General features: G+C 30.3%; 15 protein-coding genes. 9 read left to right on the top strand and 6 right to left on the bottom strand.

Translation table 11 applies throughout. The features are described 5' to 3' along the window. Positions 1-18 precede the first annotated feature (18 nt). A complete protein-coding gene (locus EOV51_RS10765; RefSeq protein WP_128152531.1) occupies positions 19-408 on the bottom strand; it encodes a group III truncated hemoglobin in 390 nt (129 codons plus the stop codon). 94 nt (positions 409-502) lie between these two features. On the opposite strand from EOV51_RS10765, the gene EOV51_RS10760 reads away from it, so the two are divergent. The 7 genes from EOV51_RS10760 (at position 503) to trxA (ending at position 9519) form a co-directional block, all read left to right on the top strand. After that, complete coding sequence (locus EOV51_RS10760; RefSeq protein ID WP_128152530.1) at positions 503-1198, top strand: ABC transporter ATP-binding protein; 696 nt, start codon at positions 503-505, stop codon at positions 1196-1198. A gap of 9 nt (positions 1199-1207) precedes the next feature. Further along, positions 1208-2440, top strand: a complete 1233-nt coding sequence (locus tag EOV51_RS10755) for an ABC transporter permease (protein WP_128152529.1) — start codon at positions 1208-1210, stop codon at positions 2438-2440. A gap of 30 nt (positions 2441-2470) precedes the next feature. Continuing rightward, complete coding sequence (locus EOV51_RS10750; RefSeq protein ID WP_128152528.1) at positions 2471-3727, top strand: ABC transporter permease; 1257 nt, start codon at positions 2471-2473, stop codon at positions 3725-3727. Between the two features lie 185 nt (positions 3728-3912). Continuing rightward, positions 3913-6531: a valine--tRNA ligase gene (locus EOV51_RS10745; RefSeq protein WP_128152527.1), complete on the top strand. Its 2619-nt coding sequence runs from the start codon at positions 3913-3915 to the stop codon at positions 6529-6531. A gap of 375 nt (positions 6532-6906) precedes the next feature. Next, positions 6907-8166 carry a hypothetical protein gene (locus tag EOV51_RS10740; protein WP_128152526.1) on the top strand — a complete coding sequence of 420 codons (1260 nt, stop codon included), beginning with the start codon at positions 6907-6909 and terminating at the stop codon, positions 8164-8166. A 58-nt stretch (positions 8167-8224) separates the two neighbouring features. Continuing rightward, positions 8225-8920, top strand: a complete 696-nt coding sequence (locus EOV51_RS10735) for an aspartate/glutamate racemase family protein (RefSeq protein ID WP_128152525.1) — start codon at positions 8225-8227, stop codon at positions 8918-8920. Between the two features lie 107 nt (positions 8921-9027). Next, complete coding sequence (gene trxA, locus EOV51_RS10730; RefSeq protein ID WP_164875296.1) at positions 9028-9519, top strand: thioredoxin; 492 nt, start codon at positions 9028-9030, stop codon at positions 9517-9519. 38 nt (positions 9520-9557) lie between these two features. On the opposite strand, the gene EOV51_RS10725 is transcribed toward trxA, so the two are convergent. After that, positions 9558-10073 carry a matrixin family metalloprotease gene (locus EOV51_RS10725; RefSeq protein ID WP_164875295.1) on the bottom strand — a complete coding sequence of 172 codons (516 nt, stop codon included), beginning with the start codon at positions 10071-10073 and terminating at the stop codon, positions 9558-9560. Between the two features lie 256 nt (positions 10074-10329). Here EOV51_RS10725 and EOV51_RS10720 point away from each other — a divergent pair, with 256 nt between their 5' ends. Then, entirely contained in the window at positions 10330-11226 is an 897-nt protein-coding gene (locus EOV51_RS10720) for a hypothetical protein (RefSeq protein WP_128152523.1), read from the top strand. A gap of 101 nt (positions 11227-11327) precedes the next feature. Here the strand turns inward: EOV51_RS10720 and prmC are convergent, their stop codons facing one another. The 3 genes from prmC to EOV51_RS10705 form a co-directional block, all read right to left on the bottom strand. Then, positions 11328-12194 (bottom strand): peptide chain release factor N(5)-glutamine methyltransferase, encoded by an 867-nt coding sequence (gene prmC / locus EOV51_RS10715; protein ID WP_128152522.1) that lies wholly within the window; start codon positions 12192-12194, stop codon positions 11328-11330. Positions 12195-12282: 88 nt separating this feature from the next. Beyond that, positions 12283-15609 carry a preprotein translocase subunit SecA gene (secA, locus tag EOV51_RS10710; RefSeq protein WP_128152521.1) on the bottom strand — a complete coding sequence of 1109 codons (3327 nt, stop codon included), beginning with the start codon at positions 15607-15609 and terminating at the stop codon, positions 12283-12285. Between the two features lie 95 nt (positions 15610-15704). Then, positions 15705-15926, bottom strand: coding sequence for a DUF2795 domain-containing protein (locus tag EOV51_RS10705; protein WP_055424695.1), 222 nt, complete (start codon positions 15924-15926; stop codon positions 15705-15707). Between the two features lie 133 nt (positions 15927-16059). Between EOV51_RS10705 and EOV51_RS10700 the strand changes: the two genes are divergently transcribed. Continuing rightward, positions 16060-17007, top strand: coding sequence for an NAD(P)H-dependent flavin oxidoreductase (locus EOV51_RS10700; RefSeq protein WP_228427620.1), 948 nt, complete (start codon positions 16060-16062; stop codon positions 17005-17007). Positions 17008-17059: 52 nt separating this feature from the next. On the opposite strand, the gene EOV51_RS10695 is transcribed toward EOV51_RS10700, so the two are convergent. Beyond that, complete coding sequence (locus EOV51_RS10695) at positions 17060-17659, bottom strand: porin family protein (RefSeq protein WP_128152520.1); 600 nt, start codon at positions 17657-17659, stop codon at positions 17060-17062. Between the last annotated feature and the right edge of the window lie 19 nt (positions 17660-17678).

The raw sequence follows: 17678 nt of genomic DNA, 5'->3' as shown, positions 1-17678 counted from the left end.
TTATCACGAGAATTTTTTCTACATTATAGGTTTGTTATTGTTCTGCCTGTAATATTCCAATTTTGAATTAAATAAATTAGCCATACTTACAGCTCTCTTTTTAGTCTCATCGGCATTAATACCAGAAAATTGTTCATCAATATTTTTTATAAAAATATCTATCCAGCGATCAAAATGTATTTTTGTTACAGGCATAGTACTATGAGGAGCAAACGGACTACCATAATACGTATGTTCTTTCAAAATTACTGTCTGCCAAAATCGGTACATCTTCTCCAGATGAGATGTCCAGTTATCTTGGATTATATTTTCAAAAATATCTTTTAACAAATCATCTTTTCTTATTTTACTGTAAAAAGTATCAACCATTTGTTTGATATCATTTATTCCCTCAATATCATTTTTCATAAATCCTTACTATAAAATGACTAATTTAGATCTTTTAAATGTAACAATTATAAATTAATCAATACTTATACAATTAGCAAGTTAACAGAAGATCATGATTTCATTAAAAAATATCCAAAAATATTACGACATTGGCCACAATAAACTACATGTACTCAAAGGAATAAATTTGGAAATAGCAGAAGGTGAAATGGTCGCAATAATGGGATCTTCAGGTTCTGGTAAATCAACATTACTTAATATATTAGGAATTCTTGATTATGCAGATTCCGGAGACTATATTTTAGACGGAGTAAATATAGGTAATACTATCAGTGAAAATAAAGCCGCCGATTATCGAAATAAGTTTTTAGGCTTTGTATTCCAGTCTTTTAATCTGATAGGATTTAAAAATGCACTTGAAAACGTTGCTTTACCTTTATATTACCAAAAAATTAAAAAATCTAAAAGAAATAAAATAGCAATGGAATACCTTACTCAGGTAGGATTAAATGATCGTGCAGATCATATGCCTAATGAGCTTTCAGGTGGGCAAAAACAACGGGTTGCTATAGCTAGGGCTCTTGTTACTCACCCTAAAGTAATTCTTGCTGACGAACCTACCGGAGCTCTGGATAGCCAGACTACTTACGATGTAATGAAGTTTTTTCAGCAAATTAATAATGAAGGCAAAACTATCCTGATAGTAACACATGAGCCTGAAGTGGCAAAGCAATGTAAAAGAATTGTTTTCCTAAAAGACGGAGTTATTGAAAGTGATGAAATCATTGAACAAGAAGTTTTAAAATAAACAAGAATTATGTTTGATTTAGAGCGTTGGCAGGAAATATTTTATTCAATTAGTCAAAATAAACTCAGAACTTTCCTTTCCGGTTTTACTATTACCTTAGGTTTATTTATTTTCATAATATTGTTTGGCATGGGAAACGGTCTTCAAAATGGGTTTATGGAGCAGTTTATTAATAGGGCCAGCAATGTAATCACTTTTAAGCCGGGTAAAGCTTCTGAAGCCTTTCTGGGTTTACAGGAAAATCGAACCATTACACTTAAAAACGAAGATTTAGATTTAATTGATAAAGAACACGGAAAAAATTTAGAATATAAAACTTCACAATTTTCAAAACCAAACACTCCTATAGTTTTTGGTAAAGAAACCGGTTACTATACTGTTCAGGGAACATACCCGGACAAACAATATATTGAAAAAGTTACCCTAACTGCCGGCAGGTTTATAACGAAAAATGATATGGACAGCAGAAATAAATTTGCAGTTATCGGTCGATTGGTTGAAAGAGATTTGTTTAAGAGAGAAAATGCTTTAGGAAAATATATATCTATTGCCGGAATAAATTATCGAGTCATAGGAACTTATACTGATGAAGGAGGTGATGCTGAAGAAAGGATTATTTATACTCCCCTTACCACCATGCAGTTAAATGATAAAAATTCTGATACAATCAAACAAATCGATATTTCTTATACTCCTACTATGGATCCAAAAAGGGCTATAGAATTAGGAAAAAACATTGACAGGGACTTAAGAGCCAAATTAAAAATCTCACCTACTGACAAATCCGGCTTATATTTACGAAACACGGCTGAGGCAATGGGCAACACTTTTGCAATATTGACCGTAATTACCGTTCTGGTACTTTTCATTGGGTTTGGAACTATTATAGCTGGTATCATAGGTATAAGTAATATTATGGTGTTTATTGTTAAGGAAAGAACTAAAGAAATAGGTATAAGAAAAGCTTTAGGTGCGCGTCCATCCAGCATTGTAGGATTAATATTACAAGAATCTATATTTATAACTATAATCTCTGGTTTTGCCGGAGTAGGTCTGGGTGTACTAACACTGAACTTAATCGGGAATAAATTTGATAGATATTTTATATTAAATCCTTCTGTAAACTGGAGCACTATTATTACCGCTACGATTTGTCTTATTTTTTTTGGTGCAATTGCAGGATTTATTCCCGCTAAGAAAGCAGCCAAAATTAAACCTATAGAAGCATTAAGATCTGAATAATATGCTTTAACCTTATTTAAATGTATTAAAATGTTAATTTTTGAGAAAGAAACCTGGAGCGAGATATATTATTCTCTAAGTAAAAATAAATTGCGAACTATTCTTACCATGATTGGAGTTGCCTGGGGTATGTTTCTTTACGTTTTTTTACTGGGTGCTGCAAAAGGAGTTGAAAACGGTTTCAACCGTATATTTGAAGGATTTGCTACTAATAGTATGTTCATATGGGCGGCGAATACTGGGGAAGCCTATAAAGGATATCCTAAAGGCCGGGAAATGAGTATCCGCTTAAAAGATGTTCAAGCTTTAAAACAAGAAATACCGGAAATTGATTTCATAGCCCCCAGAAATGTAAGTGGAATGTTTGGTACAGAACCCAGCAGTGTTTCCAGAGGTAATATTACTAAAGATTATACTGTTTATGGAGACTATCCCATCGTTTCTAAAGTTGAAAAAAAAGATTTAATTAAAGGAAGATTCATTAATCAGGATGATATTAATCAGAAAAGAAAAGTTGCTGTTATAGGAAAAGAGGTTGCAGAGCAATTATTTAAAAATAATGAAGATCCTATAGGTAAAAATATTAAAATTAGCGGGATTTACTTTCAGGTTATCGGAGTATATAAAATTTCAGCGGCTACAATGTCTAACGAATCAACTATATATATATCTTTTGACACTTTTCAAAGTTTATACAATCAGGGAGATAAAATAGGTTGGATGATTATTTCCATCAAACCTCAGTATAATGTAAAAGATGTTGAAAAAAAAGTAAAAAGTATTTTAAAAGAAAGAAATAATGTATCTCCAACCGATGAATTAGCTTTCGGAGGCTTTAATTTTGCTGAAGAATATGGTAAGCTTACCGGTTTTCTTTCCGGAATGCAAATACTTACCTGGATAGTAGGCGGGCTAACTATTTTAGCCGGTGTTATTGCTATTTCCAACATATTACTTATAACCGTAAAAGAACGAACTCTTGAAATAGGTATCCGTAGGGCCTTGGGTGCTAAACCCAGAGAAATTAAAGAACAAATACTTATTGAAAGTGTATTTTTAACTGTTTTCTCAGGTGTAATCGGCTTTATAGGAGGAGTATTGTGCTTAATGCTGGTTACAACATTAGTAGATGATCCAAAAGCGTTTCCTTTTTACAATCCAACCGTAAATTTATGGAATGTTTTTGCAGCACTTTGCCTGATGGTTACCTTAGGACTAATTATCGGGTTAATACCTGCTCAAAAAGCTGTACAGGTAAAACCTATTGAAGCTTTGCGTTCAGAATAAATATCAAGTTTTAAGTCTTTTTAGGAATTTAATAATTTAAAATTAAGTTAATAAATACTCAATCTTTCTTATTATAAAAGAAAAGATAATATATACTTTCTAATTAGTTGTATTTGGAATTTAAATGCTTCCAAAAACAACCTAAAATATTATCTTTGCATTATTCTCAAAAATAAAATAAATCCATGTCAGAAATAGCTGCAAAATATTCACCTAAAGAAGTAGAAAATCATTGGTATAAATTCTGGATTGAAAACAATTTTTTTCATTCGGAACCCAACGATAAAAAACCCTATACTATTGTTATTCCTCCTCCTAACGTTACAGGAGTACTTCACATGGGGCATATGCTTAACAACACAATTCAGGATGTTCTCATCAGAAGAGCCCGGATGTTAGGTTATAACGCCTGCTGGGTACCTGGCACAGACCATGCTTCCATTGCTACAGAGGCCAAAGTGGTAAATAAGCTAAAAGAAGAAGGTATTAGTAAATTTGACATAGGAAGAGAAAAATTTCTTGAACATGCTTGGGAATGGACCAACAAACATGGAGGTATTATTCTGGAACAATTAAAAAAGCTAGGATGTTCCTGTGATTGGGAAAGAACAAAATTCACATTAGATGATGATTTGTATGATTCTGTAATCAAATGTTTTGTTGATTTATATAATCGTGGGTACATCTATAAGGGACATAAAATGATTAATTGGGATCCTGAAGCTAAAACCAACATTTCTGATGAAGAAGTTATTCACAAAGAACAGAATGGAAAGCTATTTTTTCTTAGATATAAAATTGCAGGAGAAAACAAGTATGTTGTAGTTGCTACTACCCGCCCCGAGACCATATTCGGAGACTCTGCCATATGTATAAACCCTCAGGATGAGAGATATTCATTTCTTAAAGGTAAAAAAGTCATTATACCCATATGCGGAAGAGAAATTCCAGTTATTGAAGATGAATATGTTGATATTGAATTTGGTACAGGAGTTTTAAAAATAACCCCTGCTCATGATGTAAATGATTATAACTTAGGAAAAAAACATAAGCTTCAAACCATAGATATATTTAATGACGATGCCACTTTAAATGAATTAGGGCTTAATTATAAGGGTAAAGATCGTTTCACAGTACGTAAAGAAATAGTTAAAGAATTAAAAGATCTTGACTTGTTGGAAAAAGAAGAAGAACACATCAATAAAGTGGGTACTTCAGAGAGAACGGGAGCTGTTATAGAGCCTAAAATTTCGATACAGTGGTTTATGAAAATGAAAGATTTTGCTGAGCCTGCCTTAAAAACTGTACTGGATGATGAACTAAAATTATACCCTGATAAATTTAAAAATACATACAAACACTGGCTGGAAGATATTCATGACTGGAACATTTCCAGACAACTTTGGTGGGGACACAGAATACCTGCTTATTATTATGGAAAAGGAGAAAATGAATATGTAGTTGCAGAAACTATTGAGGCAGCTCTAACCTTGGCCCAACAAAAGATCCCTTCTCTTGTACTTGAAGATTTAAAGCAAGAGGAAGATGTTTTAGACACCTGGTTTTCCTCATGGTTATGGCCTATTTCCGTATTTAATGGTATCAATGAACCAGAAAATAAAGAAATTAATTATTATTATCCTACACAAGATTTAGTGACAGGTCCGGATATTATATTTTTCTGGGTTGCCCGAATGGTTATGGCTGGATATGCATTTCGCAATGAACGCCCTTTTTCCAATGTTTATTTTACAGGAATAGTAAGAGATAAGCAACGAAGAAAAATGTCCAAACAGCTAGGAAATTCGCCGGATCCTCTTGATTTAATCGAAACCTATGGTGCAGATGGAGTACGTGTGGGAGTTTTATTAAGTTCTTCAGCAGGTAATGATTTAATGTTTGATGAAGATTTATGCACACAAGGTAGAAATTTTGCTAACAAAATATGGAACTCATTCCGGTTGGTAAAATCATGGGATGTAGACCATACAAAAAAATCTCCTGCAGAAAGTTTAGAAGCTATATCCTGGATTAAAAATAAGATAGCACAAATTATTCATCAAATAAACCAGGATTTTGATAAGTATAGAATCTCAGATGCATTAATGTCTATATATAAACTTATATGGGATGACTACTGCTCCTGGTATCTGGAAGTAATAAAACCAACTTATGGTGAATCAATTGACGCAGAAACTTATCAGCAAACTGTATCTATTTTAGAGGATTTATTAAAATTACTACATCCTTATATGCCTTTCTTGACAGAAGAAATATGGCAGAATCTTAATGAAAGAAAAACTCAGGAAAGTTTAATAGTATCAGAATATCCGGTAGCCACCGATTTTGACATATCCTGCATAATAAATTTTGAGACTACAAAAGAAATAGTAACCTCTATCAGGAATTTCAGATCCGGTAAAGGAATATCTCCTAAAGATTCAGTTGAACTTTATATAAAAACAAGTTATAAGTTGCAAAATACAAATTCAATAAAAAAATTGGCCAATATTTCTACCATTCATACTTATGACACTTTAGAAATTCCTGTATTTAGTTTTCTTGTTGGAAAAGACGAATTTTCGATTCCATTTGCCGAAAGTCTGGATCTAGAAGCAGAAAAAGAAAAATTAAAAGAAGAAATTAAATATTTTCAAGGTTTCTTAAAAAGTGTAAATGCCAAGCTTAACAATGAAAAATTTGTTACAAGTGCTCCTGAGAAAGTAGTTGAAATGGAAAGAAAAAAACAATCCGATACTTTAGAAAAAATTAAAATTTTAGAAACTAAATTAAAAAATTTATAGATGAATTCTAAAATAATTAAAAGTACAATATTAATTTTATCTATAGTTCTTTATTTTTTTCTATTATGTAATTTACATCAGTCAATATTGGGATATGTAAATAATAATTTTACTTATCCTTTAGATGATTCATACATTCATTTAGCTATAGCTAAGAATATAGTGGAACATGGTGTTTGGGGAATAAATTCTGATGAATTTAGTTCAGCTTCTTCCTCACCTTTATTCACTGTAATTTTATCTTTAATTTTATATATTTTTGGAAATAACTCATATATACCGCTTTTAATAAATATATTATTTTCTTTATCTATAATATATTTAATCTGGTATTATTTTAAAAACAAACTATCTTATACTCTTTTAATTTTATTATTGATTTTAACAATAATATGGACTCCTTTGCCAAACCTCACAATAATAGCAATGGAGCACACATTACATATTTTTTTAACACTTCTGTATTTACTTTTAATTTGTGAAATTTTAATTAATAAAAATCAATCAAATAAAATTATATATTTATATTATTTAACAAGCTTTTTATTACCAATTTCAAGATATGAAGGATTGTTTATAATAATAGGAGGAAATTTAATCTTATTTTTATCAAAAAAAATTAAAATTTCGATTGTTGGAGGAGTATGTTCTATATTATCAGTTTCTCTTTTTGGATTTTATTTTATATACAATGGAGGTACTTTTTTCCCATATTCTGTTGTAATAAAAACTAGTCTTAATAATTTAAATTTAATTCAAAAGCTAATTCCATTTGATAACATAAGTAGCTATATTAAAGATAATACAGCTAGACCATTACTCATATGTTTTATATTTGTAATAATATATTCTTTTTTAGTACAATTTAAACTGAAAAAAAATATATTAAAAATTATCATAGCATTATCAATAGGTATCCTTTTGCACATAATGTACTCAAAATTTGGATGGCTAGCTAGATATGAAGCTTATATAATTCCAAGCTTGTTATGTATAATATTTTATTCTTTGCAAAATAGTTACAATGCATCAAAAAGACTTTCATTAAGCTATCAGCTTTTATATTATTTCTTGCTTATTTTGTTGATTTATCCTACTTATTATTTTACTAAAAGAAGTTTAATCAATCATGAAAAAATAATAATTGGTGCTGAAGAAATATATAATCAACAATATCAAACTGCTCTATTTATTCAGAAATATTATCCTAATAAAAGTGTTGCAATAAATGACATAGGCTATCCTTCATATTTATCTAATAATACTCATATAGTTGACATTTATGGTTTAGGCAATACCCAAATAGCTTTAGCAAAAAAAAATAAATCTAAAAATATTAATCCTGTCATTATTAGTGAAATTAAAAAAAATAATGTAAAGGCAGCATTTATTTATAAAAAATGGTTTTCTGATGATTTATATAAAGACTGGGTTGAGATAGGATATTGGGAAATTAATCATAGAGTTCGTTACATAGGAAAATTAGCAATCGGTGGTACTACAGGTGGAGCATGTGTTTATATTTTTAGTACAAGTACAGAGCTCAATGATATTGAATATTTAAAAAATTCTTTAAAAGAATTTAATAAGAATCAATTAACTCAAAATGCTCATTTCACTAAACTTGAAAAATAATTATCTAAAATAATTTATTTATTCTAAATTAAATATATTAGCATAAAATAATAACAAAATGAAAACCATTGGTCTTATTGGTGGAATGAGTTGGGAATCCACAGCAGAATATTATAAAATTATTAATCAGGAGATTAAAGAACTGGCCGGTGGTTTTCATTCTGCTCAGATTGTTTTATATAGTGTAGATTTCGACGTTATTGAAAAGTTTCAGTCTGAAAACAAATGGGATGAGGCCGGTAATTTTCTCTGTCAGGTAGCCCAAAATCTTGAAAGAGCGGGAGCTGATTTTATTGTTATAGCCACAAACACTATGCATAAAGTCTTTTCACAAATACAAAAATCTGTCAGTATCCCTTTAATCCATATTACTGAACCGGTGTTAGTTCAGCTAAAAGAATTAAATTTAAATAAACTTTTATTGTTAGGTACAAAATATACTATGGAACAGACTTTTTATAAAGATGAGTACATAAAAAATGGAATTAATATTGTAATTCCCTGGCAAGAGGAAATTGACTTAGTTAATGATATTATCTACAATGAATTATGTCTTGGTAAGTTTTTACATTCATCGGAAAGTATGTTAATCAATATTATTAACAAAGCCGTTGAGCAGGAAAATATTCAAGGAGTTATATTGGGATGTACAGAGCTTGAACTTTTGCTACAACAAGATCAAATTCAATTACCTCTTTTTAAAACTGCAGAATTACATGCAAAATATGCAGCAAAGCAAGCTTTAATTAATTGATTTATTTATTATCATATATATATATCATTTTGAGATCTAAAAAAATAATCATAAGTTAGCTTCTTAATTAATATAACATCATTTAAATATCAATATTACTTTATAAAATGAAATTAAAAAATACCCGGTTACTTATATATAGCCTCTTTACTTTAGTAATCTTATTGATATTATCTAATTCAAAATATACTGAATCAGCATCAACTAAAAAATCAAATTATAAAACCATGAAAACCATACCTTTAACAATTGAAGATTTTGCAAAAAAAATTATGGATTATAAAAGTAATCCGGAGGTATGGAAATATTTAGGTGATAAACCGGCTATTATTGATTTCTATGCTGATTGGTGTAGCCCGTGTAAAATGATAGCCCCTATGCTTGAAGAACTTGCAAAAGAGTATGAAGATGAAATTTATATTTATAAAGTTGATACCGAATCTGAACGTGAATTAGCCGCTATGTTTGGAATCAGAAGTATTCCTTCTATTTTATTTATTCCTATGGAAGGTGAACCTCAGATGGCGCAGGGAGCTATGCCTAAAGAAGATTTTCAACGTTTAATTGAAGAAATTTTACTAAATAATAAAAAAGAATAATCTGTAAGAATCAAGAAATATTTTAGTTTATACAATTACTATTTTTTTTCAGTTACAGCAAAAAATCCTTTATTAATTAAATAAGATTTGCACTTAGGACAAAATTCATTTTCTTCATTTAACGGATTTCTTCCTTCAGCATCCCTCATAATACATGATTTATCCGGACAATGATCTAAGCCTTGAGTATGACCAAATTCATGGGCTGTAACCTTATATAATTGCTCAGATAATTGCTTTTTATTTAAACGATAGGTAGATACTATACAAGATTTTCCGGGTCTATACCCCAACCCCATGACCCCCCAATCATTTATTTTACCTTTGCTTGTACTAATATCTTTATTAGTAATTCCAATAATGACTGTATCATTCTTTACTCTTCCCCTAAGAAATTTTATAAGAGAATCTGCTCTATATCTATTTCGTTTTTGATTATATGCATTTTTTGGTAATGGTATAGACTGATTTATATAGACTTTGGAAGATATGCCGGTAAATTGCTTATAAAGTTTATTGAGTTCATCATCTGAAAATTTTTCAAATGGCTGCAATATAATTACTTTGTTACTATCTATACTTTTACATTGATTTACTAATGAATAAATAAAAACAATAAATAAAAATTTAAAAAAAATTAAATACTTTTTACAGTTAACCATATTCTAAATATTTTTTAATTTTAATAGTTTACTCTTAAGGAATAACAACTATTTTTTAAACTGAGATATTAATTTATTATTATCACACTAATAAATAAATTTAATTCTTTTTTAAAATCTCATGCTGAATTTTATGTATATTAACTGCATGAATAAAGCTTTATTATTTTTATTATTTATCCCTTTGGTTAGTTGGGGCCAGAATCAAGTTGATACTTTAGATTTATCAGAATATGAAAATAAGTATGAATTGTCTAAAATTATTAATGAAACTTCCGGAGTTGAATTTTATAATAATTTTCTTTACACATTTAACGATAGTGGTGGTAAACCAGAACTATATAAACTAAATTCTTCAAATGGAAAAATTGTCCAGACTATTGATATAAAAGAAGCTATTAATATAGATTGGGAAGAAATTACAAGAAATAATGATACTTTATATATTGGCGACTTCGGAAATAATTTAGGGACAAGAAAAGATTTAACCATTTATTCTATTAAAATACCCCAAAACAACACCAATGAAAATATTTCCACTACAATTATTAATAAATTAAAATTTGTTTACGAAGATCAAATGGATTTTAAAAATTATGGTCATTTAAAAACAAATTTCGATTGTGAAGCTATGATTTATTACAATAATCTTTTGCACTTATTTTCAAAAAGATGGGGAGATAATAAAACCGTTCATTATATATTAAATCCCAAAATAAACGATTCGGTTCAGGTAGCAAAAAAAATTGAATCATTTGATACTGAATGTGTAATCACAGGGGCAGACATTTATAATAAAGAACTTTATTTAGTTGGATATACTAAAGAAGGAGCAGCTTATTTATGGAAATTTATGAACTTTAACGATCATCATTTTTTTTCCGGAAATTCAAAAAAAGTATTGTTAGGACTGACTGCAGCTATCAGTCAGATTGAAGGGATTGCTGTGACTGAAAACCAAATTTATATTACAGGTGAAGAAATGAATTATTCACTTTTTAAAGCACCTCCTATACTCTATATTATAGATAAAAATGAGTTATAAATTATCCTAAAGATAAATTCCTGCTTAGTTTTAAATCTTTTATATACGAAACTATATAACCGAATGAAATATCTGAATTTATGTATTAGTAAACATAGCATTTATTTTTGTATACCGTGGGCTTTAATCATCCGGAAATTGCCAGAAATATCCTGTTTTAATTCGACAAAGCTAAAATAGTCAAGAAATAATTCTTTAGTTTCTCTTCCCAATTCCTGATTGATTTCTATAAACACTTCGCCATTGTCCTTTAAGTTATTTTTTGCAAAATCAATTATTTTTTGATAAAAAATTAAAGGTTCAGAATCAGTAACGAACAATGCTTGAGCAGGTTCAAAGTTCAACACTCTTTTATCCATAGCTACTTTTTCAGAATTTCTTATATAAGGTGGATTTGAAACTATAATATCAAAAAGTTCATTATTAGAGAGTTGATTGCTATTTAATAAATCATAAGAAAAAAAATCAACTTCTACATTATTCAAATCTTTATTTTTATTGGCTGTTTCTAAAGCTTTTTCACTAATATCCAATCCAAATACTCTGAAGTTCTGTAAGCTCTTAGCCAATGCAATAGCTATACATCCACTACCTGTACATAAATCTATAATGTTCAGATTGATCTTATTTTTATATCTATCAACTATCCACTCTACCAGTTCTTCAGTTTCAGGACGAGGTATAAGAACGTCTGAATTTACTAAAATTTCACAACCGTAAAATTCTGTATTTCCTAAAATATATTGATAAGGCTCATCTTCCATTAATCTGTACAATGCTGTCTGAAATAAAATATTTTGAATATCCAAATCATCTCTTTGCTCGTTTAAACCCAATTTTAAAACAGAACGCGACTTATGAAGATAATTTTCTGCTAGAGAATAGAAGATAATGTCAATTTCTTTAGCATTATATTTTTGAGATAACTGATTATAAAATTGTTCTCTTAACTGTCCTAATGTTTTCATAAACTAAATTTACAATTTTTATTAAAGAAATAACCGGAACAAACTATTTTATTCCGGTTATTTTATTAGTTAATATAAACTATATATCTTAATCCTGATCTTCTATTATCCAGCCTCCTTCATCTAAAAGACTTTGAGCCTGTTTAAATTTTAATGATTTCACTTCTCCGCTTCTTAAATTTCTAACATTAACCATTTCATTCCTTCCAATTTTATTTACTCGTAAAGGTTCTGAAGGAACTTTATCTTCTGAATCTGTATTTTTATTTTCTTCAAAATCTCTACTTTCAACAGTTTTCTGTTTCACTTCTTTAGCTTGTTCAAATTTGGTTTCCTCTGGCTCTGTTGGAAAACCACCTTTAAATAAAAATGAAATAATTTCTTTATTGGTTTTATCCAGCATTTCACTGAATAATTTAAATGATTCCTGTTTGTAAATTACTAATGGATCTTTTTGTTCCCATACTGCTGACTGAGCTGACTTTCTTAATTCATCCATTTCTCTTAGATGCTCTTTCCAGTTTTCGTCAATAAGAGCAAGAGTGATTCCCTTTTCAAAATCCTGTAATAAAGCTCTTCCCTGCGAATTATATGCTTCTTCCAAATTAGTTGTTACATTCAAAATCTTAGTTCCATCAGTAAACGGAACTGAGATATTTTTATATCTATCTCCCTGATTTAAAAATATTTCTGAAACGAAAGGATATACTGTTTTAGATGTATTTTCTAACTTTTCTTTATAATTAGCTTCTGCTTGTTCAAATATTTGGTTAGTTAATTCATTTTCATTTAATCGACTAAATTCATTTTCATCTATAGGGGTATCCATAGCAAAAATAGTAGCCAATTCAAATTCAAAGTTCTTGAAATCTCTGTTTGCTTTATTAATTCTTACAATTACTGATGACGTATCATAAATCATATTAGCAATATCAATACTCAATTTATCACCAAACAATGCATTTTTTCTTCTTTTGTATATTACCTCCCGTTGTTTGTTCATGACATCGTCATATTCAAGCAAACGCTTACGTATACCAAAATTATTTTCTTCTACCTTCTTCTGGGCTCTTTCAATAGAATTGGTTATCATAGAATGTTGAATAACATCTCCTTCTTTATGTCCTAGCCTATCCATCATTTTAGCTATTCTATCCGAACCGAATAAACGCATCAAATTATCTTCAAGTGATACATAAAATTGAGAAGAACCTGGATCCCCCTGACGACCAGAACGTCCTCTTAACTGTCTGTCAACTCGCCTGGAATCATGTCTTTCTGTACCTATGATAGCTAAACCACCTGCAGCTTTTACTTCATCTGTCAATTTAATATCTGTACCCCTACCTGCCATATTGGTTGCTATAGTTACAACTCCTGCTTTACCTGCTTCAGCAACTATATCTGCTTCTTTTTTATGCAATTTTGCATTTAATACATTGTGAGGAATTTTTCTCATTTGCAAAGCTTTGCTTAGCAATTCTGAAATCTCAACGGAAGTTGTACCTACAAGAACCGGTCTGTGTTCCTCTTTAGATAAACGAATTACTTCGTCCAGTACAGCATTAAACTTCTCACGATTTGTTTTGTAAACCAAATCCTGACGATCATCCCGAATAATTGGTTTATTTGTAGGAATAGCTACAACATCTAGTTTGTATATCTCCCAGAACTCACCAGCCTCAGTTTCAGCTGTACCTGTCATCCCTGCAAGTTTGTTATACATTCTGAAATAATTCTGAAGAGTAACAGTAGCAAACGTTTGTGTAGCCGCTTCAACTTTTACATTTTCTTTAGCCTCTAATGCCTGATGTAAACCATCTGAATATCTTCTTCCATCCATAATACGGCCGGTCTGTTCGTCAACAATCTTAACCTGACCATCTATCACAACATACTCTACGTCTTTTTCAAATACCGTATAAGCTTTTAGTAACTGACTTAAAGAATGAATTCTTTCTGACTTTATAGCAAAGTATCTTAAAAATTCCTCTTTTTCTTTATGTTCTTCTTCTTTTGAAAGATTTTTATTTTCAATTTCAGCTAGAACAGTTCCAAAATCTTCTAAAACAAAAAAGTTTGGATCTTCATTTCCTTTAGATAAAAACTCAATTCCTTTGTCTGTAAGTTCTACCTGGTTATTTTTTTCATCGATTGAAAAATACAAATCTTTGTCTGCCTCCGGCATCATCCGATTGTTATCAGAAATAAAGTAAGCTTCCGCTTTTAATAAAATAGCTTTGTTCCCTTCTTCAGATAAAAATTTAATTAAAGGTTTATATTTAGGCATACCTCTATATACCTGATACAGTTTATGACCTCCTTCTTTTTTATCGCCAGTACCCAACAATTGTTTAGCTTCCTGAAATATTTTTGATATTTCATTCTTTTGAGCATTATAAATAGTTTCTACCACAGGTTTTAAATCCTGGTATTCTTGTTTATCTCCCTGCGGTATTGGACCGGATATAATCAATGGAGTTCTGGCGTCATCAATTAATACTGAGTCCACCTCATCCACTATTGCATAATTGAGCTGTCTTTGAACTAAATCAGTGGGCGAATTTGCCATATTGTCACGCAAATAATCAAATCCAAATTCGTTATTGGTTCCATAAGTAATATCTGCCAGATAAGCTTGTCTTCTGGAATAGGAATTAGGCTGGTGATTATCGATACAATCAACTCTTAGTCCGTGAAATTCAAAAATTGGAGCCATCCATGCAGAGTCCCGCTTAGCCAAATAATCATTTACTGTAACTACGTGAACTCCTCTACCCGGCAAAGCATTTAAATACATAGGAAGAGTACCTACCAGGGTTTTACCTTCCCCTGTTGCCATCTCAGCTATTTTTCCCTGATGCAAAACAGTTCCACCTATATATTGAACATCATAGTGAATCATATCCCATTTCACTTCTTTACCAGCAGCATTCCAGCTATTTTTCCAAACAGCCTTATCTCCTGATAGTGATACATATTCTTTGCTATCGGCCAATTCTCTGTCAAAATCAGTAGCAGTCACTTCTATGCTTTCATTCTCTGTAAAACGCCTTGCGGTTTCTTTGATAAGCGCAAAAGCCTGAGGTAAAATTTCCTCTAAAACTTCTTCTTCTACTTTATATGATTCTTTTTCAAGTTTTTCAATTTCCGTATAAAGAGACTCTTTTTCGTCTATGTTTTCGGTTTGTTGAGCTTGATCTTTTAACTCATTAATTTTCGTATTTAAATCGAAAGTAGCCTGAGAAACGCGCTCTTTGAATTCAATAGTTTTATGTCTAAGTTCATCTATGGATAATGAAGATATTCCTTCCTCTTCTTTTTTAATTTTATCCAAATATTTATTTAGTAGTTGTAGATCTTTTTTATGTTTATCCCCAATAAATAATTTGAGAACAGAATTTAAAATGTTCATTGTATGTGATTAATTTTAAGCTTACAAATGTAGTAAAAAATGTATTATCCTAGGTAATTAAATAGTAAAGCCCTATCGAGCTAGGGCCTTAGTATTCAATATTCGTCTTCGTTCCAGAGAAAATCATCATCGGTAGGATAATCAGCCCATATTTCTTCTATACTATCATAAATTTCACCTTCATCTTCTATTGCCTGAAGATTTTCGACTACTTCGAGTGGAGCTCCTGTTCTGATAGCATAGTCTATTAATTCATCCTTAGTTGCGGGCCATGGTGCATCACTTAAATAAGATGCAAGTTCTAAAGTCCAATACATAAATGTCAGCTTTATATTATAAATAATTTAGGTTCGACAGAGCAAACTTCAAGCCAAATTATTCTGTAATTTTTATTTTTATTTCAATTAAAAGCAATATATTTAATAAACGTATATAATAACAATAGAGAAAGTGATAAAAAAGTCAAAAATAAGTGAACTTTTAAATATTAAATACCCGATTATTCAAGGGGGCATGGTATGGAACAGCGGATGGAAATTAGTATCTGAAGTTAGTAACTGCGGAGGCTTAGGTCTGCTGGGATCAGGCAGTATGTATCCTGATGAATTACAAAAAGAAATAACTGAATGTAAGAAACATACGGATAAACCTTTTGGTGTTAACCTTCCCTTATTTTATCCTCAGGTTAATGAACATATAGATATAATTGTAAAAAATAAAATTCCGGTTGTGTTTACTTCCGCTGGAAGCCCTAAACTTTATACCGATCTGTTTAAAAAACATAACATAAAAGTTTTTCATGTAGTATCTTCTTTAAAATTTGCACTAAAAGCAGAAGCGTCAGGTGTTGATGCCATTGTTGCTGAAGGATTTGAGGCAGGTGGACATAATGGCATTGAAGAAACCACAACATTTTGTCTGGTTCCTAATCTTAAAAAGCATATCAACTTACCTGTAATAGCTGCTGGTGGGATTGCTACTGGGCAACAAATTTTGGCAGCTTTAGTATTAGGAGCAGAAGGAGTACAGATAGGTTCTAGATTTGCCGCCACTCTTGAATCATCATCACATATAAATTTTAAAAATGCTATTGTGCAGACCAAAGAAGGAGACAAGCAACTTACACTAAAAGAATTAACTCCTGTTCGATTAATAAAAAATTCTTTTTTTAAAGAGATACAATTTGCTTATGAAAAAGGTGTTTCATCAGAGGAATTAAGATCTATACTAGGAAAAGGGAGAGCAAAAAAGGGGATGCTCGAAGGAAACTTAATTGATGGGGAGTTGGAAATAGGTCAATGTTCATCTTTGATTGATAATATTGTATCAGTAAAAAGCGTTTTTAATGAACTAATTAGTGATTTTAATAAAACTTATTCAACTATATATTCTTTATAAAAAAAGGTCGAAATTTTACAAATTCCGACCTTATATTTTTTTTAATTTTGATTTATTCAAACATATATGTTAATGCAACTCCTAAATTTGAAGTTCTTTGCTGCTCAGGATATTTTTTATAAACATCTGTTAAACCATAATTGTATCTAATTGAAATTTCGTACTTTCTCAAGAAACTATATCCGATTCCTGCACCAATTGATAAGTTTAAAGATTCTGGTTTACTATAATTTAATCGATCTTCTTTTTTACTTTTCTCATAAACTAAAATTCCGATTTGAGGTCCTAATTCTCCAAAAAATTCATTATCAGACTCAGAAAAATATGCTCTGAACATTAATGGTATATTAACGTAATTTTGGAAATAATCCTGACGCATCAGAATTCCATGAGAATCTCCATCATCCTTTTCTCCTTCCAAAGAATATAAAACTTCAGGCTGGAAAAAAAACTGATTGTCGTATCCAAGAGGAATCTGAATAACTCCTCCTAAAGATCCGGCTGTTCTTCCAACTGATTCCCAATGAACTTTAGAAATATTCGTTCTGTGAACTGAACCTCTAATTCCAAATCTTACTTGAGAACATAGATGAGATGGTAATAGAGCCAAAAAAACTATAATAAAAAGAGCTTTGTAAATTTGTGTTTTCATCTTTAGAAATATTTATGCA

Origin of the sequence: Apibacter raozihei (assembly GCF_004014855.1) — a bacterium.
Taxonomy (GTDB): domain Bacteria; phylum Bacteroidota; class Bacteroidia; order Flavobacteriales; family Weeksellaceae; genus Apibacter; species Apibacter raozihei.
This window is presented reverse-complemented; position numbering and strand designations above follow the sequence as displayed.